Origin of the sequence: Psychrobacter pacificensis (assembly GCF_018336615.1) — a bacterium.
GTDB lineage: Bacteria > Pseudomonadota > Gammaproteobacteria > Pseudomonadales > Moraxellaceae > Psychrobacter > Psychrobacter pacificensis.
The window spans coordinates 1659230-1685735 of the sequence record NZ_CP048752.1; the positions used below are offsets into that span (position 1 = coordinate 1659230).

21 protein-coding genes are annotated in these 26506 nt (G+C 45.2%); 11 read left to right on the forward strand and 10 right to left on the reverse strand.

Annotation, left to right across the window (positions count from 1 at the left end):
- The first annotated feature begins 124 nt into the window (after window positions 1-124).
- The 3 genes from GYK50_RS07065 (at window position 125) to GYK50_RS07075 (ending at window position 5226) form a co-directional block, all read left to right on the forward strand.
- Complete coding sequence (locus tag GYK50_RS07065; RefSeq protein ID WP_212563573.1) at window positions 125-1912, forward strand: cyclic peptide export ABC transporter; 1788 nt, start codon at window positions 125-127, stop codon at window positions 1910-1912.
- Between the two features lie 124 nt (window positions 1913-2036).
- Window positions 2037-4295 carry a TonB-dependent siderophore receptor gene (locus tag GYK50_RS07070; RefSeq protein WP_212563574.1) on the forward strand — a complete coding sequence of 753 codons (2259 nt, stop codon included), beginning with the start codon at window positions 2037-2039 and terminating at the stop codon, window positions 4293-4295.
- Between the two features lie 184 nt (window positions 4296-4479).
- Complete coding sequence (locus GYK50_RS07075; RefSeq protein WP_071001503.1) at window positions 4480-5226, forward strand: siderophore-interacting protein; 747 nt, start codon at window positions 4480-4482, stop codon at window positions 5224-5226.
- A 75-nt stretch (window positions 5227-5301) separates the two neighbouring features.
- On the opposite strand, the gene GYK50_RS07080 is transcribed toward GYK50_RS07075, so the two are convergent.
- The 4 genes from GYK50_RS07080 to hppD all read right to left on the reverse strand — a co-directional run bounded on the left by GYK50_RS07080 (window position 5302) and on the right by hppD (window position 9466).
- Window positions 5302-6708 carry a Na+/H+ antiporter NhaC family protein gene (locus tag GYK50_RS07080; protein WP_071001502.1) on the reverse strand — a complete coding sequence of 469 codons (1407 nt, stop codon included), beginning with the start codon at window positions 6706-6708 and terminating at the stop codon, window positions 5302-5304.
- 102 nt (window positions 6709-6810) lie between these two features.
- A complete protein-coding gene (locus GYK50_RS07085; protein ID WP_058024261.1) occupies window positions 6811-7152 on the reverse strand; it encodes a 4a-hydroxytetrahydrobiopterin dehydratase in 342 nt (113 codons plus the stop codon).
- Between the two features lie 115 nt (window positions 7153-7267).
- Window positions 7268-8209 (reverse strand): phenylalanine 4-monooxygenase, encoded by a 942-nt coding sequence (gene phhA, locus GYK50_RS07090; protein WP_083328803.1) that lies wholly within the window; start codon window positions 8207-8209, stop codon window positions 7268-7270.
- Window positions 8210-8350: 141 nt separating this feature from the next.
- Complete coding sequence (hppD, locus tag GYK50_RS07095; protein ID WP_071001501.1) at window positions 8351-9466, reverse strand: 4-hydroxyphenylpyruvate dioxygenase; 1116 nt, start codon at window positions 9464-9466, stop codon at window positions 8351-8353.
- 161 nt (window positions 9467-9627) lie between these two features.
- Here hppD and GYK50_RS07100 point away from each other — a divergent pair, with 161 nt between their 5' ends.
- The 5 genes from GYK50_RS07100 to GYK50_RS07120 all read left to right on the forward strand — a co-directional run bounded on the left by GYK50_RS07100 (window position 9628) and on the right by GYK50_RS07120 (window position 14592).
- Window positions 9628-10575 carry a LysR family transcriptional regulator gene (locus GYK50_RS07100; RefSeq protein WP_071003594.1) on the forward strand — a complete coding sequence of 316 codons (948 nt, stop codon included), beginning with the start codon at window positions 9628-9630 and terminating at the stop codon, window positions 10573-10575.
- 157 nt (window positions 10576-10732) lie between these two features.
- Entirely contained in the window at window positions 10733-11929 is a 1197-nt protein-coding gene (locus GYK50_RS07105; RefSeq protein ID WP_071001500.1) for an amino acid aminotransferase, read from the forward strand.
- A 200-nt stretch (window positions 11930-12129) separates the two neighbouring features.
- Window positions 12130-13419 (forward strand): fumarylacetoacetase, encoded by a 1290-nt coding sequence (fahA, locus tag GYK50_RS07110; protein ID WP_071001499.1) that lies wholly within the window; start codon window positions 12130-12132, stop codon window positions 13417-13419.
- A gap of 127 nt (window positions 13420-13546) precedes the next feature.
- A complete protein-coding gene (locus GYK50_RS07115) occupies window positions 13547-14122 on the forward strand; it encodes a VOC family protein (RefSeq protein WP_071001498.1) in 576 nt (191 codons plus the stop codon).
- 245 nt (window positions 14123-14367) lie between these two features.
- Window positions 14368-14592 (forward strand): hypothetical protein, encoded by a 225-nt coding sequence (locus tag GYK50_RS07120; protein WP_212563575.1) that lies wholly within the window; start codon window positions 14368-14370, stop codon window positions 14590-14592.
- A 118-nt stretch (window positions 14593-14710) separates the two neighbouring features.
- Here GYK50_RS07120 and GYK50_RS07125 read toward each other — a convergent pair whose 3' ends face one another.
- Entirely contained in the window at window positions 14711-15568 is an 858-nt protein-coding gene (locus tag GYK50_RS07125) for an IclR family transcriptional regulator (RefSeq protein ID WP_212563576.1), read from the reverse strand.
- Window positions 15569-15749: 181 nt separating this feature from the next.
- On the opposite strand from GYK50_RS07125, the gene maiA reads away from it, so the two are divergent.
- Window positions 15750-16397: a maleylacetoacetate isomerase gene (gene maiA / locus GYK50_RS07130; RefSeq protein WP_212564520.1), complete on the forward strand. Its 648-nt coding sequence runs from the start codon at window positions 15750-15752 to the stop codon at window positions 16395-16397.
- Between the two features lie 319 nt (window positions 16398-16716).
- Here the strand turns inward: maiA and GYK50_RS07135 are convergent, their stop codons facing one another.
- The 3 genes from GYK50_RS07135 to GYK50_RS07145 form a co-directional block, all read right to left on the reverse strand.
- Entirely contained in the window at window positions 16717-16803 is an 87-nt protein-coding gene (locus GYK50_RS07135; RefSeq protein WP_212564521.1) for a hypothetical protein, read from the reverse strand.
- Between the two features lie 301 nt (window positions 16804-17104).
- Window positions 17105-18700: a sensor histidine kinase gene (locus GYK50_RS07140; RefSeq protein ID WP_212563577.1), complete on the reverse strand. Its 1596-nt coding sequence runs from the start codon at window positions 18698-18700 to the stop codon at window positions 17105-17107.
- On the reverse strand, window positions 18700-19386 hold the full coding sequence (locus tag GYK50_RS07145) for a response regulator transcription factor (RefSeq protein ID WP_071001491.1): 687 nt from the start codon (window positions 19384-19386) through the stop codon (window positions 18700-18702). Before GYK50_RS07145 ends, GYK50_RS07140 begins: the two co-directional genes overlap by 1 nt.
- Before the next feature lie 275 nt (window positions 19387-19661).
- Here GYK50_RS07145 and GYK50_RS07150 point away from each other — a divergent pair, with 275 nt between their 5' ends.
- The gene (locus GYK50_RS07150) at window positions 19662-20177 is read left to right on the forward strand and encodes a Spy/CpxP family protein refolding chaperone (protein ID WP_071001490.1); all 516 of its coding nucleotides are present in this window, start codon (window positions 19662-19664) and stop codon (window positions 20175-20177) included.
- 110 nt (window positions 20178-20287) lie between these two features.
- On the opposite strand, the gene GYK50_RS07155 is transcribed toward GYK50_RS07150, so the two are convergent.
- Both GYK50_RS07155 and GYK50_RS07160 read right to left on the reverse strand, forming a co-directional pair.
- Entirely contained in the window at window positions 20288-21871 is a 1584-nt protein-coding gene (locus GYK50_RS07155; protein ID WP_093069176.1) for a hypothetical protein, read from the reverse strand.
- A 55-nt stretch (window positions 21872-21926) separates the two neighbouring features.
- Window positions 21927-24041 carry a hypothetical protein gene (locus GYK50_RS07160; RefSeq protein ID WP_071001488.1) on the reverse strand — a complete coding sequence of 705 codons (2115 nt, stop codon included), beginning with the start codon at window positions 24039-24041 and terminating at the stop codon, window positions 21927-21929.
- Between the two features lie 311 nt (window positions 24042-24352).
- Here GYK50_RS07160 and ggt point away from each other — a divergent pair, with 311 nt between their 5' ends.
- Window positions 24353-26290 (forward strand): gamma-glutamyltransferase, encoded by a 1938-nt coding sequence (gene ggt, locus GYK50_RS07165; RefSeq protein WP_071001487.1) that lies wholly within the window; start codon window positions 24353-24355, stop codon window positions 26288-26290.
- The last annotated feature ends 216 nt before the right edge of the window (window positions 26291-26506 follow it).

Below are 26506 nucleotides of genomic sequence, written 5' to 3' on the forward strand. Positions count from 1 at the left end.
GCTGTAATTCTTTTATAGAGAATTGACTATAAAACGTACTTATCTAACGAACTTCAGTAAAAGGGATTAGGTGTGACCTATTCCCTTTTATGCCATCAAACATCCATACTATTACTGAGTCACTATGTCCTCTCGTGCCAGCGTTTCTCTACATCATATGATTTGGGCACAGTATCGTCTGCCCTTTCTAAAAGTCATTTTACTCAACTTAATCAATGCTGCCGTCAGTGTGGGTATCATTGCTTATATCAACCAAACCTTTATCAGTCAGCCTGTGTTCAGTACTTTATCGTGGTCGAGCTTAGGGCAGTTTGCTCTGCTCGTGCTGCTGTTGCTGGTGACTACCTTTGTATCGCAATATGCACTCACCTGTTTGGGACACAAGTTTGTCTATGAGCTCAGAACCAAGCTGGTCAAACAAATCATCGATACCACCGTTCCTCAGATAGATCATTTGGGTAGTGCGCGGTTACTTGCCAGTCTATCCACAGATATTCAGTCTATTACCGTCGCCTTTGTTCGGATGCCGGAGTTGGTGCAAGGCGTTATCCTCTCTGTTGGTGTGGGGTTATATCTGGGCTGGCTGTCGCTACCATTACTACTGATTGTCATGTTTTGGATTGCGATGACGATTTGGATAAGCAACCTATTGGTCAAGCATGTCTATACACATTTGACAAAGTTGAGAGAGATTAATGACGTCTTATATCAGGATTATCAATCGATTATAGAAGGTCGTAAAGAGCTGTCACTTAACCAACACCGAGCAGAAAAACTGTATACAGATGATTTTTTGGCCCATGCTAAATCCTATGAAAAGACTGTCACCAAGTCTGATACTTTTCATTTATCAGCGGTGAACTGGTCAAATATTATGATGTTTGCATCGATTGGGGTGATATTTGCCATATCAAATTATCTCGGCATCTCGATGGGCATCGCCACCACTTTTTCTTTAACGATTCTATTTATGCAGTCGCCGCTGCTTCACGCCGTCGGTGCATATCCAACACTACAGACGGCTCAAGTCGCCCTAGACAAAATACAGTCGCTAGAACTGGCTGAGTACCAACCTTTATTTAGAACGGACAACACCAGCCAACACTGGCAAACCATCTCGCTAACTGATGTTAACTATCGCTACAATGTTTCCAATAACAGTGTTTCCAATAACAGTGTTTCGAATGCCAATGATAATGCCAATAATAGCAGTGTCAGTAATAGCAATGATACTGATGCTCAGGCATTAATAACTAAAGACAGCGATCACTCTGGTAATATTTTAAAAGACGTTAATCTAACGCTACAACGAGGCGATGTGGTGTTTCTGATCGGGGCGAATGGTAGCGGCAAATCGACACTTGCCAAGATTATTACAGGCATTTTCACCCCTACCACAGGTGCGGTAACCATCGACAAACAGCCCGTTGATTCACAGAATAATGCCGATTATAGACAGCTGTATTCTGCCATTTTTAGCGATCAGCATATTTTTAAGCAATTGATTGGCAGACAAGGACGGCAGCCAGACGAAGCACTGGTCAATGCGTGGCTGCATAAATTGGACTTGCAAGATAAAATAAGTGTGGCTGACAACCAGCTGTCTACCGACAAGCTCTCGCAGGGACAACGCAAACGCTTGGCCATGCTTATTGCTGTCGCTGAACAAAAAGACATCTTGCTACTTGATGAATGGGCCGCTGACCAAGATCCTGCGTTTCGCCGCGTGTTCTATCAAACCCTAATCCCTGAGTTAAAAGCACTCGGTAAAACGCTGTTTATTATTAGTCACGATGATGGTTACTTTGAGCATGCAGATCGATTGCTGTTGATGAAAGAAGGCCGCCTCATTGAATTAAATGCTGAAGAGCGACAGCGGGCGAGTAAAGATGCCATTGCTATGTTGGCGTAAGAACGAATTTCACATCATTTGAGAGAAGATTTATTTTCAAACATTAATGATAATTATTATCATTAATGTTATTATTTATTTTCTTTTGTTTTCGACATCTAATCACAACTCACAAGGAAATATAATGCGCTTTGTCTCAACGTCCAAATCCATTCGCCAAAAACGTTTAACTTTAGCCGTCCAACTGGGCTTGGCAATGAGTCTAAGTCATTCAGTCTATGCTGAGAACAGCCCAACTAGTATCGGAAACAATACGGTCGACAATATTGAAAATAACGTGATTGAGACAAGCGTAGAAAATTCTCTTGATACTAATAAAGTGGGTAATGATACGACGGCAGCACCATCAGCTACCTTGGATACAATTACCGTTTATTCAGATGGCTATCGCAGCACCGGTACCAAGACCGCCTTAGACCCTGAAGATGCGCCCATGAGCTATACCCGCATCGATCAGGAGCTGTTACAAAAGCGCCAAGCGGATAGCGTCAACGCTGCTTTGCGTTATGAGCCAGGCGTGAGCTCTGAGAGCCGCGGTACAGTCTCTATCTTTGATGAGTACAACATTCGCGGATTTAAAACCTACTCAAACTTTTATGATGGACTCAGACTGCCCTACGATGGCGCTTGGAACCTCATGCCACAAGTAGATATCTATGCGACTGAAGCGGTCGAGGTGGTGAAAGGTTCGGCATCTTCATTATATGGTTATGCAGCACCTGGCGGTATGGTGAACCAAATCGCCAAGACCCCTAAAAGCACGCAAGAAAATGAAGTACAGCTGCGACTTGGTAATCAAAACCTAAAAGAAGTGGCCGTCGATAGCACAGGTCCTATTACAGACACCTTGAACTATCGCTTAGTCGCGCTAAAACGCCAAAAAGACGGTCAAATGCAAACCACTGAAGAAGAGCGATTGTTGATTAATCCATCGCTTGAATGGCAAGCAACTGATGATGTCTCAATACTTGCCAATCTGTTTTATCAAGACGATCCAGAAATGGTGCCCTCTACCCCATTACCTGCTGTCGGCACTGTCTACAAGGCAAGCTACGGCAAATTGGGTAGTGATGCTTATGCAGGAGATCAATGGAATCATTTTAGTAAAGAAGTACTGATGCCAGGCATTACGATAAACTGGGATATCAATGATAAGTTAACGTTTAAACATATCACGCGCTATACCGATGCCGAAGCTCAGCAGCGCAATATGTATAATGATGAAGGATTTGTAGAGGGTAGCGATAAGATCTTAAACCGCGTGGCGTATACCACTGATGAGCGCATGAAAAACTGGACCACAGACAACCAACTGGCCTATAAGTTTGATACGGCCAATACCTCACATAATCTATTGTTTGGTGTTGAGTATCAAGAGACAGACAGCACGGCAACTTATTATGACGCTTTCGCAGATGGTACACCAAACCTTGACTTATCGAATCCAGATTTTTCACAAATCAGCACCGATATTCTACCCTTAGATACCTTTAGTCGATACGATGATATCGAACAAAGCCAGCTTGGACTCTATGTGCAAGATGAAATGACGTGGCAAGACTGGACAGTGGTGGCAGGCTTACGACATGATAAATTCAAAAGTACCCTTGATCGAACCGATACATCGAAAGGTAAAACCCCTAGTGAAAAAATGATCAACAATGACGCGTCAGAAACCAGTGGACGTCTTGCTGCTATTTATAACTTTGATAATGGTCTATCACCGTTTTTGAGCTACTCACAGTCGTTTCAGCCTGTGGTTGGTAGCAACTTTATTACCAATGAACCATTTGAACCAACCACGGCCGATCAATTAGAAGCTGGTATCAAATATCTGTCTCCGGACCGTGCGACTAAAGGAACGTTTGCGGTATTTGATATTGCGCAAAAAAATGTCTTGGTGTCAGATTACGTCAACTATACAAATCAAACACAAACTGGTGAAATTGAGTCAAAAGGCTTTGAAGTTTCAGCCAGTCGTATGCTCAATGATTGGGTAGATCTCGCAGCAAGCTACAGCTATACCGATGCTGAGATCACGGAAGAAGAAGTTAATCCTGAGACTGTAGGTAATATGCCGGCGCAAATTGCTAAGCATAAAGCGACGCTGTGGGCAGACTATTACGCTACAGACAAGCTAACTTTGAATGCAGGTGTTCGCTATGAAGGTGGGATGCAGTTAGACAAACAAAATTCAGATGAGCTACCAAGTGTGACGTTAGTCGATGTCGGCGGTAGTTATCGGATCAATCCCATGCTGACTGTGGGTGCGAGTATCAACAACCTTTTTGACAAAACCTATGTCGGTGCTTGTTATGATATTAACAATTGCTGGATGGGGCCTGAGCGTGAAATGTCGGTCAGCCTAAAAGCCAGTTTTTAAACCTGATTTTTTGAACTTAGCAACACGCCCTAATAAAATCATCCACTTTCTACAATCATTTTTACCCATACATTTTTAAGACAGTCGATCATCAAAGTAATATGCTAGCCTTACAAGCTATCAGATGATAACAAACCATGCTTTGCGCACTATCGTTACATGCTAAAAAAGAAGGACATAGCAAATGGCAAAACCTACCCCTAGATTACTCGATGTGATCGGTAGCAAATACCTCACCCCAAATATGTGCCGCATTACTCTTGGCGGTGCAGGTTTAATAGACTTCCCGACAGATCAAGAAAGCGCTTATATCAAACTGATATTTCCTCAAGGCGACGACATCAAGCCATTGATGCGTACCTATACCATCATCGCTCAGCGTGATGATGAGATAGACGTTGATTTTGCATTACATGAGGCTGAAGGCCCTGCGTCGATATGGGCACGCAACACTAAAGCTGGCGATCAAATATTGGTGGGCGGCCCTGGCCCAAAAAAACTCATCAACAATGACGCCGATTGGTTTTTATTGGTCGGTGATATGACAGCATTGCCAGCGATCACGGTCAATTTGGCACAATTGCCTGCCGATTCTCGCGGCTATGCCGTGCTTGAAGTGACGACTACAGCAGACCAGCAAACACTCAAAAAACCAGATAACGTCGAGATTCAATGGGTGGTCAACCCTCATCCAAATGCAGACAGCAGCCCGTTACTTGACTGCGTCAAATCACTGACTTGGCTTGAGGGACAGCCCGCGGTTTGGGCGGCTTGCGAGTTTCATAGTATGCGAGTATTGCGCCAATACTTCAAAGTTGAGCGCGACGTACCAAAGACGCATCTATATGTGTCTAGTTATTGGAAAGTCGATAGCACAGAGGATCAGCATAAAGTGGTGAAAAGTCGGGATGCCCTAACGGCAGATCTATAAAAGCTTATTTAATGAATATTTAAATGCAAAAGACGCGGCTTATATAAGCCGCGTTTTTTTATAAATCATCACCTATTATGCTTCGACGACTTTTGCTTCTTTATCCACTCGGCTAATCGTCAGCCCCGTAAAGCCAAACAGCAATGTTAATAGCAATGACAAATAACAGAAAAACGCATAGGGCAAGTAATCCAGCACTGGCACCCCTAACGCCTGACTGATAAACACCCCGCACACACTCCATGGCACCAGCGGATTAATCACCGTCCCTGCATCCTCAATCGTCCGAGACAAATTCTTCGGATGTAAGTGCAGACGCTCAAACGTTGACCGAAATGCCGTACCGGATAATAAAATACTCAAATACTGCTCCCCGATCAGCACATTGATACTGAGCGCCGACATGGCCGCCGCAAAGATCGCCCGTCCTGATGTCGTCAGTGTATCTTTAATACCAGACAGTAGTGCAGGTAGAATCCCTAGTGCCGTCAGCAAACCACCTAAGCTTAATGCCAATATCACAATCGCTTGGGTAAAGAACATACTCTGTACACCGCCGCGCGACAGCATACCACCCACCTCACCCAGCTCTAACGACTCAGCAGGGGCATAGCCGGCAAACAGATAACCACCTAATTGACCAAAGCTGGGTGAGCTGTGCATATAAGTAATGATCAGCGCCGCGGCAATCGTACAGATAATCGTATAAATCGCATTGACCCGAAACAATGCCAATCCAACCAATATCACAAAGGGCTGTACCGAATACCCATGCACCAAGCCACTGTCAATCAGCTGTCCTTGTAGTATGGTCACTTGACTCAGATCAGCACTGACGGTCTGACCTGAGAATATCCAGAACAAAATTACTGTCAGTATCCACGCAGGTACTGTCGTATACATCATATTGCGAATGTGCTCAAACAGATCAATACCGACCACAGAGGACGCAATGGTACAGGTATCCGACAAGGGCGACATCTTATCACCAAAGAACGCACCTGATACCACCGCCCCAGCCGCTATCGCCACATTGGCATCAAAGGCATTACTCATGCCGATAAAGGCTACACCCAAGGTAGCTGCAGTGGTCAAGCTACTGCCCAGGGCGATACCGATAATAGAGGTGAGGATAAAGGCGGAGATATAGTAATACTCAGGAGAGATGAGCTGAAAACCAAAGTACATCAAGGTGGGTATGGCCCCTGACATCATGAGGGCGGCGACCATGAGGCCAATAAAGAAGAATAGATAGATGGCGCCGATACCGCGCATGACGCCTGAGGCCATTTGTGCTTGCATGTCGTTAAAGCTGAGTCCTTTATACATACCGATAGCCAGCAATACACAAATGGCAAGGATAAGAGACAGGTGCGGCACCCAACCAAAGCCAATCATGGTAATACCCATGATGGCGATGACGATGGCTGAGATAATAAAGGCAAGCTTGGCGCTGATCTGGGTGAGCGGTTTTGGTGGCATGACACATCCTTAAAATGCCAGCTCAAGCTGGCATTAGATTGGGTTTGAGTTTGGAAGAGTTAGAGAACTGGTTTGCTAGTGAATAACCGAATGACTGATGCGTTACTTATCAAGTAACGCATCGGTTTTAGCCGCCATGACGAAGTCATTACGATGCAACCCTTTGATACTATGTGACCACCATGTGACGGTCGCTTTGCCCCACTCTACCAATATGCCGGGATGATGCCCTTCTGCTTCAGCAATGTCTGCCAATTGATTGGCAAAATCCATCGCTGCGACGAAGTTTTTAAATTTGTACTGACGCTGCAACTGCTGAATACCCTCCACCTCAATCAATGACCAATCAGGAATTTGTGTCAATAGCTCGCGTGCCTCGGCCTCGTCGACTTTTGGTGCGCCAATACGGCAAGCTTCGCAACTGCTTTGTGATAATACTGTCATGATAATGTCCTTTTATCGAGTTTATTGTTTTGTGATGCTGATTTGTGATACTGAGGTTTGTTGACGCCACTCCACTGCTATGTCCTTATGTAGTAGAGCGGATGTTTATAAAATTTTAATGGGATTTTTCTGGATAGGTCGGCTCAAATAACCCAAGTGACATCGCCTGCTTGACCGTCCCCATGATGTCGCTATCAACGATATCAAATAGCGTATCTAATTCGTCAATCACATAGTAAATCGGCTGTATTTGATCGATACGATAAGGCGTACGCAACACATCAAGCAAATCAAATGCGCGGTGTTCAGGCTGCTGTGTAGGCTTGGGTTGTATTTGGGTTTCTGGCTGGGCATACGATGTCTGATCAAGAGCATAGATGGTTTCAGAAGGCGAGCTTAATATACCGCCGCCGTAGATTCTACGGTCTTTAGGCTGACTACCGACCAAGCCAAACTCAATGGTAAACCAATAGAGCCGTGCCAAAAACCATCTTTCCTCTTTCGTTGCACTCAGACCCAGCTTGCCATACGTCTCATTAAATGCGGCAAAGGCTGGATGAGTCAATAGCGGGCAGTGTCCAACGATTTCGTGAAAAATATCAGGCTCTTCGATATAGTCCATATCCTCAAATCGGCGAATAAACGTTGCCACAGGAAAGGATTTATTGGCTAATAGTTTGAAGAATTTGCCAAAGCTGATTAATGCAGGCACCGCTGCGGTTTGCCAACCGGTGGTCGCTTGCAATACCTCATCGATATCATGCAACTGCGGGATATGCGTCGTTGGCAAGTTTAGCTTCGTCAAACCTTCTAGATAGGCAGGACAAGCGCGGTTAGGGATTTGCTCAGCTTGACGCGTAAGCAACGCCTGCCACATTGCATTTTCATCATCACTATAATGAATATGACCATGGCTATCTGACTGATGTGAGATATAGGGCTGCTTTTTATCGGTCGCATTATGATGAGCAGATGCATCACCGCCTTGCTGCTTGGCTACAGAACTATTGGCACCGATGGCTGTATTAGGAGAATCTATCTGTGAGAGGCGTTCCATGCCTGTGTTCCTTTTATCGCAGTGAATATTTGCACTCATACTGATTAGTCAGTGGCTAATATCAGTCACTCATGCAGGACAAGCCAAAATCCTTTTGCCTTGTCCGTTTGTTTTTTAAATTTTTTTTAAATGTAGTGTGATCTACGGCGTTTCTGTTTCTGATTGATTGGTCTCTTGCTGACCGACCGTGCCACGACGCACTTGGTCGCGCTCTATGGATTCAAACAAGGCTTTAAAGTTACCTTCACCAAAACCGTCTGCATAATCCCCTTTACGCTGGATAAATTCAAAAAACACTGGGCTACCCAAGATGGTTTCAGAGAAAATCTGTAGTAGCAGACGCGGTGCGCCGCCCTCTGTCGTACCATCTAACAAGATACCGCGCGTTTGCAAGTCAGCAACGTTTTCACCATGGTTTGGTAAGCGCTCGCTCAGCATCTCGTAGTAGGCTGCATTTGGTGCAGTCATAAGCGGAATACCGGCGGCTTTTAGCATATCGATACTGGCAAACAGATCATCACTGGCGAGCGCAATGTGCTGAATCCCCTCGCCATTGAAGTGCATTAAGTACTCTTCGATCTGACCACCGCCCTGCTTGGCTTCTTCGTTGAGCGGAATACGGATTTTGCCATCAGGGGCAGTCATGGCCTTACTGGTCAGCCCCGTGTACTCGCCTTTGATATCAAAATAGCGAATCTCGCGGAAATTAAAGATACGCTCATAGAATTTTGCCCAGTACGCCATGCGGCCGCGATAGACGTTGTGCGTGAGGTGATCGATGACTTTGAAACCATATCCGACAGGGTTTCTATCGATGTCTGCAAAAAACTCAAAGTCAACATCATAGATAGATTCACCGTCTTTATAACGGTCAATCAAATAGATCAGTGAGCCGCCGATCCCTTTAATTGCTGGCAGTCTCAGCTCCATCACGCCTGTTGGCACCTCTACTGGCTGCGCACCCATCTCCACCGCACGCTCGTAGGCTTTTTTGGCATCTTTTACCCGAAAACCCATACTGCAAGCACCAGCGCCATGCTCTTCGACGAAGTAACTGGCTGGGCTCTTTGGCTCACGGTTTAAGATTAGGTTGATGTCACCTTGGCGATATAGCGCCACATCTTTTGATCTATGATTGGCGATATGTGCAAACCCAAGCTGTTTAAACAATGCATCGACCGCATCAGGCTGCGGAGAAGCAAACTCGACGAAGTCAAACCCGTTTAGTCCCATTGGGTTGTCAAATAAATCTGCCATTGCAATCATCCTTAATGTCAATTGGTGGTAAAAAGTCGATTAGTAATAAAATGCGATAAAACGATTGATAATCAATCTTTATTGTTGACGTTGTATTTATATTAGATTAGCTTTATTTATAAGACTAATTGTTTTTTATGATTTATTTATCAGGTTTACTTATGAATATCAGCATTCGTCAACTGACCGCTTTTATCAAAGTCGCTGACAACGGCAGCTTCACTCGTGCCAGCGAACAGATGTATCTGACCCAATCTGCTGTTAGCGGACTGATCAAAGAGCTGGAGACTGGCCTTGGCATCGTGTTGTTTGACCGTACTACCCGCCAGTTGTCGCTATCCGCTGTCGGACGCCATCTGCTGCCACAAGCGCGGCGTATCTTGAATGAGATGCAGCTGTTCGAAAATGAAGCAAGTAGCTTGACCAGCTTGGCGCAAGGTCAAGTGCGATTAGCGGTGTCGCAGTTTGCAGCATCCTCCCTGCCCGCCGTCATCGCGCAATTTGCTAAGGAATATCCAAATATCGGGGTGTCGCTATTGGATTGCTCAGCAGAAAATTTGCTCAAGCATGTTCAAGACATCGAGGTCGATTTGGGGGTTGGTACTGAACTTGGTTTTATAGAAACTGAAGATGATATCGGTGCTGATCTGTTATACAAGCTGCCGTTTTGCGTGGTTATGCCAAACGATTATGCACTGGCGCAAAAAGACGAAATCACTTGGCAGGAGTTGCTTGATATTCCACTTATCACTCTACAAGGCCCGTTTCTTGAGCAGGTGACAGTCGAGCTGGATGACGCTATCGCCGCTCAGATTCAGCAAGCGCGCTACAAAGTCAACTTTATGTCCACCGCGCTTGAGATGACCCGCCAAGGGTTCGGCATTACCTTATGCCTTCCCTATATGCCTGAGGTCATTGATTGGGTCAGCGCCAATGGCTTGCAAATGCGCCCATTGACGCAGCCTATAAAAATGCGCCAGTTCTTTATCTATCAGCGTGCCTCACGGGCGCTGTCTCCTGCAACCATCGCCTTTAAGCAGTTTTTGCAGACTTACTTTGCCACCCATTATCACGACTTACATCAGCCTGAAACACTGTCGATTAAGTGATGCATCACGCCACAAACTCATCTGCCAGATAAAGAGACAAGATATTTGGTGATTTATTTTATTAATTGCGCAAGATAACGCACTCGCGTGTTGAGTTCATCAGCAATTTGCTCTATGATTTTCGGCTGCTTGGTTTATATTCTTATAAGGAAATGGCATGTTTGAACGTATCGATTATTACGCTGGCGATCCAATCTTAGGGCTGATGGAAAAATACTCAGCGGACAATAATCCCAATAAAGTTAATTTAGGCATTGGTATTTATTACGATGAAAGTGGCGTACTGCCTGTACTCGACTGTGTCAAAACTGCCGAAGCGCGTATTGCTGATCCTATTGCCCCGCGCCCCTATCTACCAATGGCAGGCTTGCCTGGACACCGCAAAGGCTGTCAGGAGTTATTGTTTGGCAAAGGCGCACAAATCTTAAAAGACGGTTTGGTTGCGACCACCGCCACTATCGGCGGTTCTGGCGCCCTGAAAGTCGGTGCTGAATTTATTCACCAATGGTTCCCACAGTCCAAGTGCTATGTGAGCGATCCAACATGGGGCAATCATATCGCTATCTTTGAAGGCTCTGACGTTGAAGTGGGTAAATACCCGTACTACGACAAAGCCAATAGCAGCATCAAATTTGATGAGATGATTGCGTTTTTTGAAACATTGAACAAACACGATGTCATCTTGCTACATCCTTGTTGCCACAATCCAACAGGTATGGATTTGACCCAAGCACAATGGGATACCGTGCTCAACGTCATCAAAGCGCATGAATTGATTCCATTCATGGATATCGCTTATCAAGGATTTGGCGAGGACATGGACAGCGATGCTTACGCCATTCGTAAAGCCGTTGAGATGGGCTTGCCTTTATTTGTCAGCAACTCATTCTCTAAAAATTTATCGCTATATGGCGAGCGCGTTGGCGGTCTGTCGGTCGTATGCCCTACCGCAGACGAAGCTGAGCGCGTCTTCGGTCAGCTAAATGCGATGGTACGCCGTATCTATTCAAGCCCGCCATCACATGGTGGTCATGTGGTTGATATCGTCATGAACGATGACGCCCTACATGAGCAGTGGGTTGGCGAGGTTTATGCGATGCGTGATCGTATCAAAGCCATGCGCCTAAAGCTAAAATCGGTACTAGAAGCCAAAATTCCCAACCGTAACTTTGACTACATCACGCGTCAAAACGGTATGTTTAGCTTTACTGGATTGACGCCTGAGCAGGTCGAGCGCCTACAAAGTGAGTTTGGTATTTACATGGTATCCAACTCTCGTATGTGTGTCGCAGGTCTAAATACCAGCAACATCGACTATGTCGCCAATGCGATGGCAGACGTTTTAAAAGACTAAATTAATCAGACATATAGACTAAAAAATAAAAAAGGCTGAGCGATTGCTTGGCCTTTTTTTGTGCTTAGGATTTGTCTTATCAATCAGTAAGCAAAAGACATGGCACAAAAAAACTTGCAATCAACATATCAATAAATTACATTATAAGTAAATAATTAACTATAACGTAATTAAATAATACTTTTAGCAAGGAGCAAATCATGTCAACGATTGACAGTACTCTCACCTCTTTTATCGACATCAAAGCGGACTCTGACTTCTCCATCCACAATCTGCCGTATGGTATTTTTAGCGACACTAAAGATAGTGCGCGCCGTGCAGGCGTTGCCATTGGCGATCAGGTACTAGACTTGTCTGTGCTAGAGTCAGAAGGATTACTGAGCCTAAATGGCGGGCCTTATTTTGATCAGTCGACGCTAAACGCTTTTATTGATTCTGGTCGAGACAACTGGACGCAGGCGCGCACGACCATTCAGTCGCTACTGTCTAGTGACAACAGCGACTTACGTGACAATGCCGATCTGCAAAAAAAGGCGCTGTTCAAGCAAGCAGACGTTACCATGCATCTACCTGTTCAAGTACCGGGCTTTACCGATTTTTATTCATCGAAAGAACACGCGACCAATGTCGGTACGATGTTCCGCGATCCAAACAATGCCCTGCTACCCAACTGGACGGAAATGCCTGTCGGTTATAACGGACGCGCCAGCACCGTCATCGCTAGTGGAACTGATATCGTACGTCCCTCAGGACAGCTAAAGCCTAACCCTGATGAGCGTCCTGTTTTCTCCGCCTGTCAGCGCCTAGATTTTGAGCTCGAAACGGCGTTTGTCGTTGGTAAAGGCAACCATATCGGTCAACCAATCGCCGTAGACGATGCCGCTGATCATATCTTTGGTATGGTACTGCTCAACGACTGGTCGGCTCGAGATATCCAAAAGTGGGAATATGTCCCTTTAGGCCCATTTAATGCCAAGACGTTCGCCTCGCAAGTTTCTCCGTGGATAGTCACGATGGATGCATTGGCACCATTTAGCACCGCTTGCCCAATTCAAGAGCCTGAACCACTGGCTTATCTCAATGAAAAAGACAAAGAGAGCAGCTTTGATATCAATCTGTCGGTCGAGCTACTGCCTGAAAATGCAAAAACGGCTACGGTTATTTGCGAGACCAATTTTAAATACATGTATTGGTCAATGGCGCAGCAATTGACGCATCACACCATCACTGGCTGCAAAGTTGAAGTCGGTGACATGATGGGCTCGGGCACAATCTCAGGGCCAACGCCTGATTCTTATGGCTCGATGCTAGAGATCGCTTGGAATGCCACCAAACCCGTAGCACTTGAGGGCGGTGAGTCGCGCACCTTCATCGAAGATGGCGATACCGTCATTATGAAAGGCTATAGCGAAAAAGATGGCGTGCGTGTTGGGTTCGGTGAAGTACAAGGCAAAGTACTGCCCGCGCTTAGCTTCGATTTTAACGAATAATAGTTGCATAGACAAAAGGCGTAGTGACAGTAGATTTGAGCCGTTAGAACCATCATGACATTTGGTCTATTAGTACGGGCATCGTTCCTCTTACATTCACACTAGGCCTTATCAAAAGGAGTTGAATATGAGCTTTCAAATTGAAAAAATCCATCATGTGGCTTATCGCTGCAAGGATGCCAAAGAAACGGTCGAATGGTATAAAAAAAACCTCAATATGGATTTTATCTTGGCATTTGCAGAAGACCATGTACCCTCAACCAAAGCCTTTGACCCCTATATGCACGTCTTTTTGGACGCTGGTAATGGTAATGTATTGGCGTTTTTTGAAGTGCCCAACCAGCCTGAAATGGGATTTGACCCCAATACTCCAAACTGGGTGCAACACTTGGCGCTCAAAGTCAAAGATCGTGATGAGCTGATGGCCGCCAAAGAACAACTAGAACGTGCAGGTATTGATGTCATTGGCGTGACCAATCACGGTATCTTTCACTCGATATATTTCTTTGATCCTAATGGGCATCGTCTCGAGTTGACCTATGACGACCCGACCTCAGAGGACAAAGTCTCGATGATTACAGACGCCATCAAGCACGACATGCTAGATGAATGGTCTCGTACCAAACGCGCCCCAGCCCACACACAGTTTTTACACAGTGATGAGTTCGCTGAAGCCCGTGACATTGCGCCTGTCGGAGAGTAACTGCGTCGTCTTTCTACTTGCTACCTTTTTTACATTATCTATCAATCATTACTTTGAAATTAGATAAGTAGTGATCAGTTCAAAATATAGTCAATCAATATTAAAAGTGGTACAAGGCAGACGAGTGCAAGTACTACAGTAGTAGGCTAAACGAGGCTAACGCTGTAACACTTTAATAGTGGTTCGACTATAATGAAGAGATGGCATAGCTTGCGAACCATATCTCACCATCATAAAAGGACTCAATGAGGAAAGTAACATTCCCTTTAGGCATACTCTTCGCCGCCTCAGTTGCGATGACTGGCTGTTCTAACAATGATCAAAATGAACAAGCCAAAAGCGCGGATACCAATACAGACGATGTGACGACACTGAGATTTTCACACTTTATGACCGCCAATGACAACATCAATACCGAAGCATTGGAGCCATGGGCCAAAAAATCGAAGAAGACTCAAAGGGCCGTTTAAAGATTGAAATTTATCCGTCTGCCACTCTCAGTAAGCCGGGTGCCACCTATGATGCATATGCTGTATTAATTTTATTAAGGTTCTACTATAGCCAATCAGCTTGTAGTTAACATTTTGGCTATGCTATTTGGTAGCGCTGTGCGATTGCTAGTATTTGCTCAACCACGTTCTGTTGCTCACTCATTGGTAGTTGCTCTGTGGTGCCGATGATAGTAATGGCATATTCTAGCGGCAGAGCCTCGCTAGCGGTTTTGTCACTACTCGCGGATAGATTAGCAGTACTATTGGCAAAATGCGGCAATATCACAGGTATCGTAATGGCATTAATACCCATGAGCATATCGCCTGTCACTGTCGCATAGCCTTGAGTACGTATCTTGGCTTGCAGCTGAGCAAAATTCTGCCACTTCTCTGTCATATCTGCTGCGGCATGACTCGACTGCCATTCAGCGGTGACTAATGGCTGAATGACCGCGTCAGATTGATAGCTGGCAAACAATTGTCCTGTAGCTGATGTCGTCAAAGGCATACGTGAGCCGATGCGAGTGATGATGCTAATCGGACTGTCTGGTTCAACGGACTGAATAATAATTGGGCCTTCGCTAAACCACTTAGCAATTTGCACACCGCAATTTAGGGTATCTTTAATCTCATTGGCCACTTGAGTCAATTGCGCCAAAATATTGTTTGGATTTAAGCCAGTATGACCTAATGCTGCCAATGCATTTACTCTATCGCCAAGCCCATAGCGCCCATCATCAAGCTTGCGAACATAGTTTTTGCGAATGAGGCTGACCAAATAACGATGGGATTTTGCGGGATGCATCTGCATGGTCTCAGCGATATCCTTTAGCATCATAGGCTCATGGCGATCGATAAGCACATCTAGTATCGACAATCCAATCTCAAGTGACTGGATGCCACTCTGGTTTTTACTCGTGACGGATTTATCTAAAAAATTTTTATCTGCTGACATGATGGCTCGTCTCTAGTGTACTTAATTATGTTTTCTTGATACTGAGTTGCTCAATGAGAATTGCTCAATGAACTGGCGGTGACATACAGGCCAAATTAATAGTGACACGACTCAATAATACTAACTTTATCTCACATAAGCTTGATACAAATAACCTATCACAATAAGGGCATAAATAATGATGACACTTTACGGCTATTTTCGCAGTGGTACTTCTCACCGTACCCGTATTGCCTTGAATTTAAAAGGCTTAGATTATGATGATATCGCGATCAATCTGGCACAAGATGAGCAGTTAGAGGACGCATTTAAAGCGATTAATCCGCAAGGACTGGTGCCAGTCTTAAGAGCGGACGATTTATTATTATACCAAAGTCCCGCTATCTTGGAGTGGTTAGAAGAAGCCTACCCTGAGCACGCTTTATTGCCCCAAGATGCCGCTGGTCGCATGCACGTGCGTGCGCTAAGTGCGATGATTGGCTGCGATATCCATCCGATTAATAACCGCCGTATTTTACAGTACTTACGTAATGAGTTGTCAGTAGATAAAGAGGCAGTCATTGCATGGTGCAATCGTTGGATTACTGAAGGGTTTGCAGCGTTAGAGACACGGTTGGCAGCAGATAAAAACCGGGGGCAGTTCTGCTATGGTGACAGGCCCACTTTTGCAGATTGTTATCTGATCCCGCAGGTTTCTTCTGCGCGGCGCTTTAAGGTAGACCTGACTCCTTATCCCAATATCGTCGCTATTGATACGCATTGCCGCACACTAAAGGCTTTTGCAGATGCCGATCCTATGGTGCAGCCTGATGCGCCAAAACATGCATAAATATCAATATATTAAAACAGGACTTAATAAGGGTATTATTATGTTAACTTTTGATGGTAAATGATATCGACTCTTAACCGCCCTATCACTCAAAGTTTCTTTACAAGGATTCGTATGAAGCATACTACAAAAGCATTAATAGCAGCCATGGCATTTTTCGCTTGCTGAAGCACCGATGCCAAAGGCAGAAGGCGCAACACCAGATGACGATGACTGCACACCAATTGCGGTAGATAATGCACCTTTAGATAATGCACCTTTAGATAATGCCTTTGCTCCAATAGCGATGGAGGCGGCGCCGCCTGATTCGGTATTAATCTTATAGCGAGGTGTTCTGACCACTTTGACCGCTACCAATGGCAATGGCTTGCCCGCCAGTAACACTAGCATTACTGCCCATCGCCATAGCATTGGGTCCGGTTGCGCCATCGTTATTCTAATAATTTTTTTTGATGTTTCTTTTAATATCACTGTCTTAATGTTTATATAGTAGAACCTCAATAAAATTGATACAGCATAGGAAACGCGCTCGATTAAACGCTACTTTTCTTGCTTGCTGTGACTGCGTCTTTTGATGCTGCGAAAAATAGCGTTTAATCTTGCTATACCATTTTTATAATGGTTTCACTATAGAACATAGAACATCAATCCATGAAAAGCATCTACTGATACGTTGAGCTTTTTCCTCTTCCTCATGATAAATTTTACTATTTAATCGGTAATACTATCTGCACCACCAATCCTAGTACACCATCTCGTCGATTATGGGCGTTGATATACCCCTTATGCGCCATCACGACAGCATGAACAATAGCCAGCCCCAACCCATAACCGCCCGTATCACGATGACGAGCCGTGTCGAGACGGACAAAGGGCTGAAAGATACGCTCTAAGTCATCGTCAGCGACGCCGCCGCCCTCGTCCGTGATACTGATTTGAATCGCAGGCATCTTATTATCTATCTGCACCGCTTTCATCTCAGCGATGACTGTTGAGCCCGCTGCCGTATGCATAAAAGCGTTGCGAATGACATTCTCAAGCGCACTATGCAGCTGCTCTTGATTGCCCTGTACTGTCCAAGCGCTTTTTAAGTCATTGGCAAATGAATATTCAGGTGGTTGCCATTGCCATCTGACCTCTTTATGCTGAAACTCGAAACACACATCCTGTCCGATGTCACTGATAATCTCGGACAAATCGACTGCTTCGCTCTCCAAATTATCAATCGTGTATTGCTGCATTTGTAGGGATTGAATATGGATAATTTGCTCAATTAACTCATTCATCCGCGCAGACTCTTTGTCAATACGGTCTAAATAACGATGGGCGTTGGGTGCAAAATCACGAGTCAGCTCAGTTGCAACATCGAGACGCGCGAGCGGTGAGCGCAGCTCATGCGAGATATCACTGAGCATCTGCTTACGCGCCAGCTCACTATCAGCCAGTCTCGTTGACAAATGAGCCACGTCTTTGGCCAGTAATCCCAGCTCATCATCACCCATTTTTGATAGCGCTGGATTGGCTTGATAGTCGCCATCAATCATACGGTGCACGGTACTCTGTACACGTCCAATACGCTGAGTCAACGTACGGCTAAGCCAGACACAAACCAACACACTAAAAGCAATAATCAATAGCAAACGTAGGGGAAAATTACCATGCTGTAGCTCCACCACGTCTGCAAAACGTAGATGCGGGCGCAACTGTATGATGACTGATTGTCCATCAGGCAGTTCAACCGAGATATCTGCCAGCTCAGGACGCGCATCAATATCCGCTATCGCAGCACTGCTCGGCATTATTGGTTTTAGGATCTCGTGCAAAACAGAAGGCTGTCTTGCGGGTATCTCATCATTCAGATTGCTTGGTTTATTATCGTAAGCTCTAGGCGGTGGCGGCAGTGGTCGCTGCATGGCACGTTCCATCGACTGCTGGCCGCTTTGCCCACGTCCTTGCGTGCGCTCGTCTCTATCTCGATAACGCGGAAATATAATAGCGCCTTGCTCATCGTAGACTCTGATTTGACTCATGAGGCGTCGATCTTGACGATACATCTGCCTGACAGCTATCAAATCACCTACTCGCAGCGCATCGACCATCTCTTGACGCTGAATTAATAAACTCTCAATTTGTACGTCCATACGAGCCGTCAGCTCTTTTTCAGCCAGCCAGCGCTCCACCATAATGGATAATAGTGAGGTAATTAGTATCGTCAGTAATAGACTCAGGAATAAACGCCAAAACAGCGTGATTCGCACTTTGAATTTCGGTGATTTGACGGGATTACTGGAAGTTTTTATCATTAGAGCACCAGTTGATAGCCTTTACCGCGCACCGCTTTTATTGGTTCATCATGAAAAGGCTGAAGTTTTTTGCGCAGGCGAGACACATGCACATCAAGGCTACGATCAAAAGGCTGCAACTCACGCTGCAAGACATTCTCTGACAGCCATGCTTTGCTAACCACATCTCCTTTTTGCTTGAGCAGCGCCACGAGTAAGTCAAACTCTGTTCCCGTCACTTGTAGCGCCACACCATCTATTTCACAAACACGCTGGTTTTGATCAAGATGCAAGCGACTCTCTGGTAGCGGCGTATGCTCAGACGTGGTCGTGTTGGTACGCTTAATCACAGCATTGATACGCGCCAGTAGCTCGCGGGGGTTACAGGGCTTGGTGATATAATCGTCAGCGCCCAGCTCCAAACCAATAATACGATCAATCTCCTCGCCCTTTGCCGTCAGCATAATCACAGGGATATCACTGATATTTGGCAGTTGCCGCAGCACACTTAGCCCATCTATTTTTGGCATCATGATATCAAGGACGAGCAAATCATAAGCGGAATCATCGTGCGCCACCGCTTTTAATCGCTGTATAACTGCCGCCCCATCATGGACACAGTCGCAATGAATACCATGGTTGTGCAAATACTCTTGTAGTAACTGAGTCAATTCTTCATCATCATCGCCTATCAATATATTTGGCACACTCACCTCCTTTCCATGATTTTAATTGGCTTTTATTCATTTACTTGCCCATATTATCAGGCAAGCGCGTGTCAATTCGCTATAAACGTTACCTTTCTTAATACTTCATAAATGTTCGTAACCTTTAACTGCCGTAAGATAGCTTCTATCAACCGCAAGACCTGCACTTTTAAGACGACCAATCACAACGATTAATAGCGCTTAGAATGCGATGCTTGCAAGATACGACTTTAGTATTTACTTAACCAAACTCACTGTAATTAAAGGATGTCATCATGAAAAAATTATTATTGGGCTCAGTATTAGCAGCTTCTAGCGTATTTACTGTGACAGCATGTTCTAGTGTCAATGCAGCCTCTGATACCGCGCCAATGAATCAAATGCAAAAGAACCATAAAGACGGCGCCATGAGAGGTCCAATGTCAAAACTGAATCTCACAGCGACGCAGCAAGCGCAAATCAAAGCCATCATGCAAGAAAAACATGGCGACCGCGTAGCTGACCGTGAAAAACATCAGGCAGAACGCGCACAAATGGAACAACAAATACAAGCACTGACCAATGCAAGTACGTTGAACAACGCGGCGGTAAACCGTTTGGCCGATCAGCAAGCGGCAAAAGCAAAACAGCGCTTTATTGAGCGCGTCCAAACGCAGCATGCCATCTCTCAGGTGTTGACCGCTGAGCAGCGTGCAAAAATGGAACAGCTCAAATCAGAAAGACAAGAAAAAGATCGTAAGCACTCAAAAGATCGTAAAGGCCATGACAAGCCACATCATCAAGGCATGTAAAAAGTCTGTCACAACATAAGTGATGGCCATATTAAAAAAAGCGCACCGTTTATACGATGCGCTTTTTTACGACAGTATCCTACTTAACACTCAATGATGCTATCTTCCAGTTAGTCTGTCGCCCCAAAACGTTCTTTCGCCATTGGCATCATGTTAAATATCATTTTACCCACTGCTGTGCCATTACCGTCACGATAATATTCCAGCAACTCTGACGCATAGTCTCGCAGATCAATACTGTTGCTCGCATTTGGTGTCTGAACCTCACGTGGTAGATTTGGGAATGCCTTGTCTTTGCTATTAATAACAGAATACTGCTGCAAGACATCTATTGTCATACTTTTATCTGGCGCAGTTTTGCCAGTGTTATCTAATTGGCGGTGCAGATGCTGCCATTTGAGCTGACCACGTTTGTCAAATCCATATAGCTCTTCTACTGTGGCGTTTGCAGCGACTTTAGATTCCGTCTTATCTTCATCATTTATTTGAGCATTTATCATAGCCAGTATTGTTTGCACCATCGCTTTACTAGTGAGTTCCTTTGAGCTTTGAATCGTCTCAAAGGCTGTCATAGGCTCGGCTTCTTTTACCAGCTCCGGATATTTTTGGCTAATGCGCTTGTAGAAGATTTGCAGATAATTTTGATAGTCCTCTTGATAACTCTCAAAGCTTTGTACTCGGCGAATGATTTGGGCACTTGAGAGCATTGCTGATAGCTGATGCGCCGGCAACTTGGACGAGAGCGCGGCAAGCGTATTGGGCGCGACATAATCGAACTGGCTAACAGGCGCCGCCTCATAAGTCAGATCCGATGCAGCAAAGTGGCTTTTTATCACCTCTCTACCGAATCCTTTTGGCAATGTTCCATCATCAATGGCTATTTTTAACCATTTGTTTCGCCATTTGGCGCCAAGCTTATCGTCTAACAGCTCAGAGTTTATCATCGCAAAGTTATCTGCCCATAGGTAGATATCACCGTTTTTCATGTCGATGTAGATGGGCTGATTGATACTGCTATGATGATTGCGTGCTAGATATTGGGCGCTGGCGAGCATCGTCGCCCTGCCTGCCATGGGCTGATAGATGCCTTGAGCATTGATAGATAACGGTTTTAGTAGATACTCATCTAGCAGTTGCGCTTTTTTTATATCTAGCGGCTTTGGTTTGTCTTCATAATTGTCAAATAGTGCTTGATAACCTGCTGGCACTGTCACATCGCTATCGTACTGGTGCTCCTCCCACGCATAATAAGCATCGACGCACTCAAAATAAGACTGTTTAAGAGCATCGCGCTTGTCATCATAATCGGTGGCTAAAATATCTTTGTTTTGTTTTTCTGCCTGCATGATCAATGCCGCATAGGCTTGGTCATGTGTCTCTTCGCAATGTGCATCCACATAATCTGATGCCACTATTTGTGTGCCAGATGTCGCCGTACGCTGCTGATGGTTACTGATCTCAATATTACTATGGTAGCTGAACGATTGGCGGCGCTGTTTTTGTAATGCGCTGGCCAATGTTTTTTTGGCGGTGCTGGGTGACGGGTTTGTCGCCAGCGTATTTGAAGGGTTCACATTGGTCGTTTGGCAACCAGTTAGCAAAAGCGCCCCTGATAGAAAAACACTGGTCAATAATAAGTGATTTTTTATCATAGATGACAGACGTAGTGTAAGCGTTTGATGTGCTGTTTTCATTTTTTATCCTTAATAGACATATGCGTAAATGCGATAAGATAATGCGACGTCGTCTCTATTTTTCATTATCATCTTTAGCATCGCCAATACGGCTCTCATCAATTGATTCTGCATCATAACGATTGTCATATTCGTCACTACTATAATCAGTCTCTAAGCTGCCATCCTCATAATCGTAACGCGCATAGCGTGCCGTTTGTAGTCTGTCTTTTTTCTGGCGCTGTGCTGCTATCCATGCATTGCCATCGATAGGCGCTGCGGCATTTGAGCCAAATGACTCTGCCAATAGTGGCGTTAGGGCATGGTGGTCAAAGCTGGCTTTATCATAGCGGACTTGATTGAGCATGGTCGTCGTAGAGCCAAGTAAATCACCACCGATATTGACGCGCTGCTGCTTGGCAAGCAGGCGATCTGAGTTATCTAAATAATAGTAATTAATCTGATTAAAAGAGATAGGGCCAATGGCTTCGATCAGCTGTAGTAGCGAACCCACATCCGCACTTTGGTAGCCTTTGTTGTATAGCTGTGCTTTGGCAAGCGCGGCTTTTAGCATGGCTCCATTAGGATATTTTTCTGGGTTGGCATCCACATACTCTTGCAACGACTTGGTCACATATTTCAGAGTCTTACCAATCATTTCACCACTTTGCTGACTGCCAAAATAAACTTTTACTACTCGAGTCGCGCCAACTTCTTTGGCAAACGCATCACCACTGATGTCTACGGCGCTAAAATGCTCAGGTGCCAATTCTGCCATGCTGCTCTGTATGGCATTTAGCACCGCATCATAAAGCACTGCTGGTGGCAACTGCGCCGTGATACTGTCAGGCAAACCAAAGCTGACCGTATGTGAGGCCATCTGCGACGGCAGCGGGGTGTTCTCAGGATTGACGAGCGCAACGATTGGCATGATTGCCGATGGATCAAGCGTGACACTGCTGTTGTTAAAATCAAATGCCACTGGTATCTGTATAGATGAGCTGATGGTTGGCGTGGCATAGTCGTAGCTATAGACGCTTTGTAATTGCCGCTGTTTTGGGTTGTACTGACTGACGCTATTGAACGTCAAATGCTGATATTGATAGGCGTTGGTAGCAGCGATTTGTTCAGGAGTACGATGGAACATTGTCAATATACTACCGATCACGCCAGTAGAGGATGTTATCTCATCGCGACTGGTCGGCTCTGTCTTAGCACGCTGCTTATCCATTTGCATGGCTTCATATTTTGCAGCCATTGTTTTCGGGTTTAACCCTGACATGCCGGAGAGAATGCCTTCACCACCGTTACTGTATTCATCATAATTATTATAGTCGTCACTACTGTAATCATCTGCTGCATCGTAGGCATACTCGTTATCGCTGCTAGCATCACTGCTCGTCGGCTCATTCTCCCCTGCTTCAGACAATATAGCAGCAATGGCCTTTCTTTCTGCTTCAGCTTCTGCTCTAGACTTATAATAGTCACTAGGATAGTCGGACTCTATCGAATCTTTCGCATCATCATAATCGTAGTTAATACCCTCTACCACACAGACTTCATAAGCGTCATCATCTTCGTTTTCATTGCATTTATTCGACTCTACACCTACCGCTGCTAATTCTGCTCTAGCCTCAGCTTGCGCTTCATCATCGCTACTATCGTACATTCCCTTAGGCTGATAGGCATAGGTCTCTATAATCGTTCTGAGTAAGCTGCTTGAGCCTGCATCAATACTATCGGCATCGATAAATGGTACTGCTTGGTAATTGGCTTGCGCGACGGCCACATGCTCTGTTGCCAAATGCTGGCGAATCGCTGCCAATAAATGCGCCTTGGCTTGGTGCTCAGTGTTGGGATATTTTTCTTGATTAAACAGTTGCGCGTAACGCTCAGCTTGGGCCTCTTGACTAGCCGTAAAAGCGTGACCTTGACGTTGGCTCTGAGCAGGATTTGCAGTGCTAAAATCCATAAGGGTACTGGAGGCTGCCACATCCGTTGAGGCAGTCGGATTTGATTGACAACCTGTAAGCACAAGCGACGCACTACCAACTAGCAAAGCGATAGAGGTTAATTTGCTTGTTTGAGATACATGACCATTATTATTTTTATTGTTGATGATAGGCAAATAATTACTCGCCATCTCAGAGTGGCACTGTCGATTACGGTTATTAACATGGTTTGATGACATAAAAATCTCTTTATAGCCAGTCGTTAACGGATGTACATTAGTACTGTACTTTATATCACAAGACGTTACAATTTAGTAATATTAAGACTTATTTTTAAAGAAAATCTTCACTGGCTAGTGAGCTTCTCTGCACAATTTACATGACACTAATTATGTATATATCGATAGAAGACCACTCATACTGCACATCATATAAAAACTCAAATGACAAAATATGATAAACAACTTTCTACTATTTGATATTTTCGTTACTATTTAAGTGTATTTATTTGATACCCTGTTTTTTCTACTTGCCCAAAAAGGACTTTGCGATGTCACAGCCACTCTCTTATGATAAGCAAAAAAAACCCAAGACTCATAACCAATTAAAATCTAGCGCAGCCCTTATTACGAGTGCGCTACTACTATCTGTCTCAGCCCATGCACTAGAGCCAACCGTTTCAGCCAATAGCCCCACGGTCAATAACACCTCGATTGATACCAATGCCATCAATCTAGCCATTATGAGGGACAACCCAACCGTCGTATCTGAAACCAAACGCATCACACGGGCAAAAACCACTACTCTCACAACCACCTCAAACAATGCCAATAGCGATCAGGCTATCTACTCTGAAGATGCCATTCATCATCCAGTATGGGCAAAAAATGGCATGGTCGCCACCCAAGAAGCGCTGGCCTCTGACATCGGTTTACAGATTTTGAAAGACGGTGGTAATGCGGTAGATGCTGGGGTTGCGGTTGGCTTTGCCCTTGCTGTGACCTTGCCACGTGCTGGTAATATCGGTGGTGGCGGTTTTATGATGATTTATGATGCCAAGCAAGACAAAACGGTTGCGCTTGATTACCGTGAAAAAGCACCAAGTAGCGCCTCTCGTGATATGTATCTCGACGATGAGGGCAACGCAGTCAGTGACTTATCTCGTTATCATGGCTTAGCCGTTGGGGTGCCGGGGACAGTCGCAGGGCTACTAAAAGCATTAGAAGAGCATGGCACCATGAGCCGCGAGCAAGTCATGGCACCAGCGATCGCATTGGCAGAAGACGGTATAGAGGTTACCGCAGGCTTATCCGAATCGCTTACTGCTTTGAGTGATCGCTTGCAAAAATGGCCGAGCACCAAAAAGGTATTTTTCAAGCCTGATGGCAGCGCTTATCAACCGGGTGAGCGATTAAAGCAGCCTGAGCTTGCCCGCTCGCTAAAGCGAATCGCGGTACAAGGCGCAGACGGATTTTATAAAGGGAAAACCGCGCGTGACATCGTAAAAGCCGTCAATGAAGCAGGCGGTAGCATGAGCTTGCAGGATTTAGCCGATTACGAAGCCATCGCCCGCGTGCCTGTCAAAGGCGATTACCGTGGTTATGAGATTGTCTCTATGCCACCGCCCTCCTCTGGTGGTATTCACATTATCGAAATATTAAATATCTTAGAAGGCTATCCACTGGGGGACTATGGTCAAAACAGCGCACAGACCATTCATTTGATGGCGGAAGCGATGCAACTGGCTTATGCAGATCGTGCTGAGTACCTAGGGGATTCTGACTTTATCGACGTACCTGCTAGCGGCCTAACGTCACAAGCCTATGCGGATAACCTGCGTACACTGATTGACCCCAATAAAGCCACGCCAGCCGCGACCATCAAAGCCAACAACCCGCTCCCTTATGAGAGCGATCAAACCACGCATTTCTCTATTGTTGATAAAGACGGCAATGCCATCGCCAACACCTATACGTTGAACTTCTCTTATGGCACTGGTCTCGTGGCTGACGGCACAGGTATCTTGTTAAATAACGAAATGGATGATTTTTCTGCCAAGCCGGGTGTACCCAATGGTTACGGATTGATTGGTGGTGACGCCAATGCTGTTGAAGCCAATAAGCGTCCGCTCTCCTCGATGAGTCCAACGCTGGTATTTAAAGACAACAAACCGTATATCGTTACGGGCAGCCCAGGGGGCAGTCGTATCATCACGACTGTCACCCAGATTATCTCTAACGTCATCGACCATGATATGAATATCGCTGAGGCAACTCACGCACCGCGTATTCATGATCAGTGGCTCCCTGATGAGATTCGGATTGAAAAAGCGCTCAATGTCGATACGGTCAAAAAGCTTGAATCTATGGGGCACACGGTCAGTCCAAAGTCCGCCATGGGCTCCACGCAGTCGATTATGCTCACACCAAACGGCCTGTATGGATCTTCTGATCCCCGTATTGTGGATGCAGCGGTGGTTGGGTACTAAGTTAAATTGTCATTACTTATCAATTATATAGCCCTCCGCACTTTACCGTGTTGAGGGTTTTTTATATCATTTCTTACGTAATTAAATTGACATGATAATTCACATCCCTCAGATTAAACCCTTGCAATCAGTGGCTGCATGCCGCAAATAATGCTATTATTAACGACCCCATTTAAAGCGTATCAACATGGCTACCGAGGTCTTAACCACCTCTCG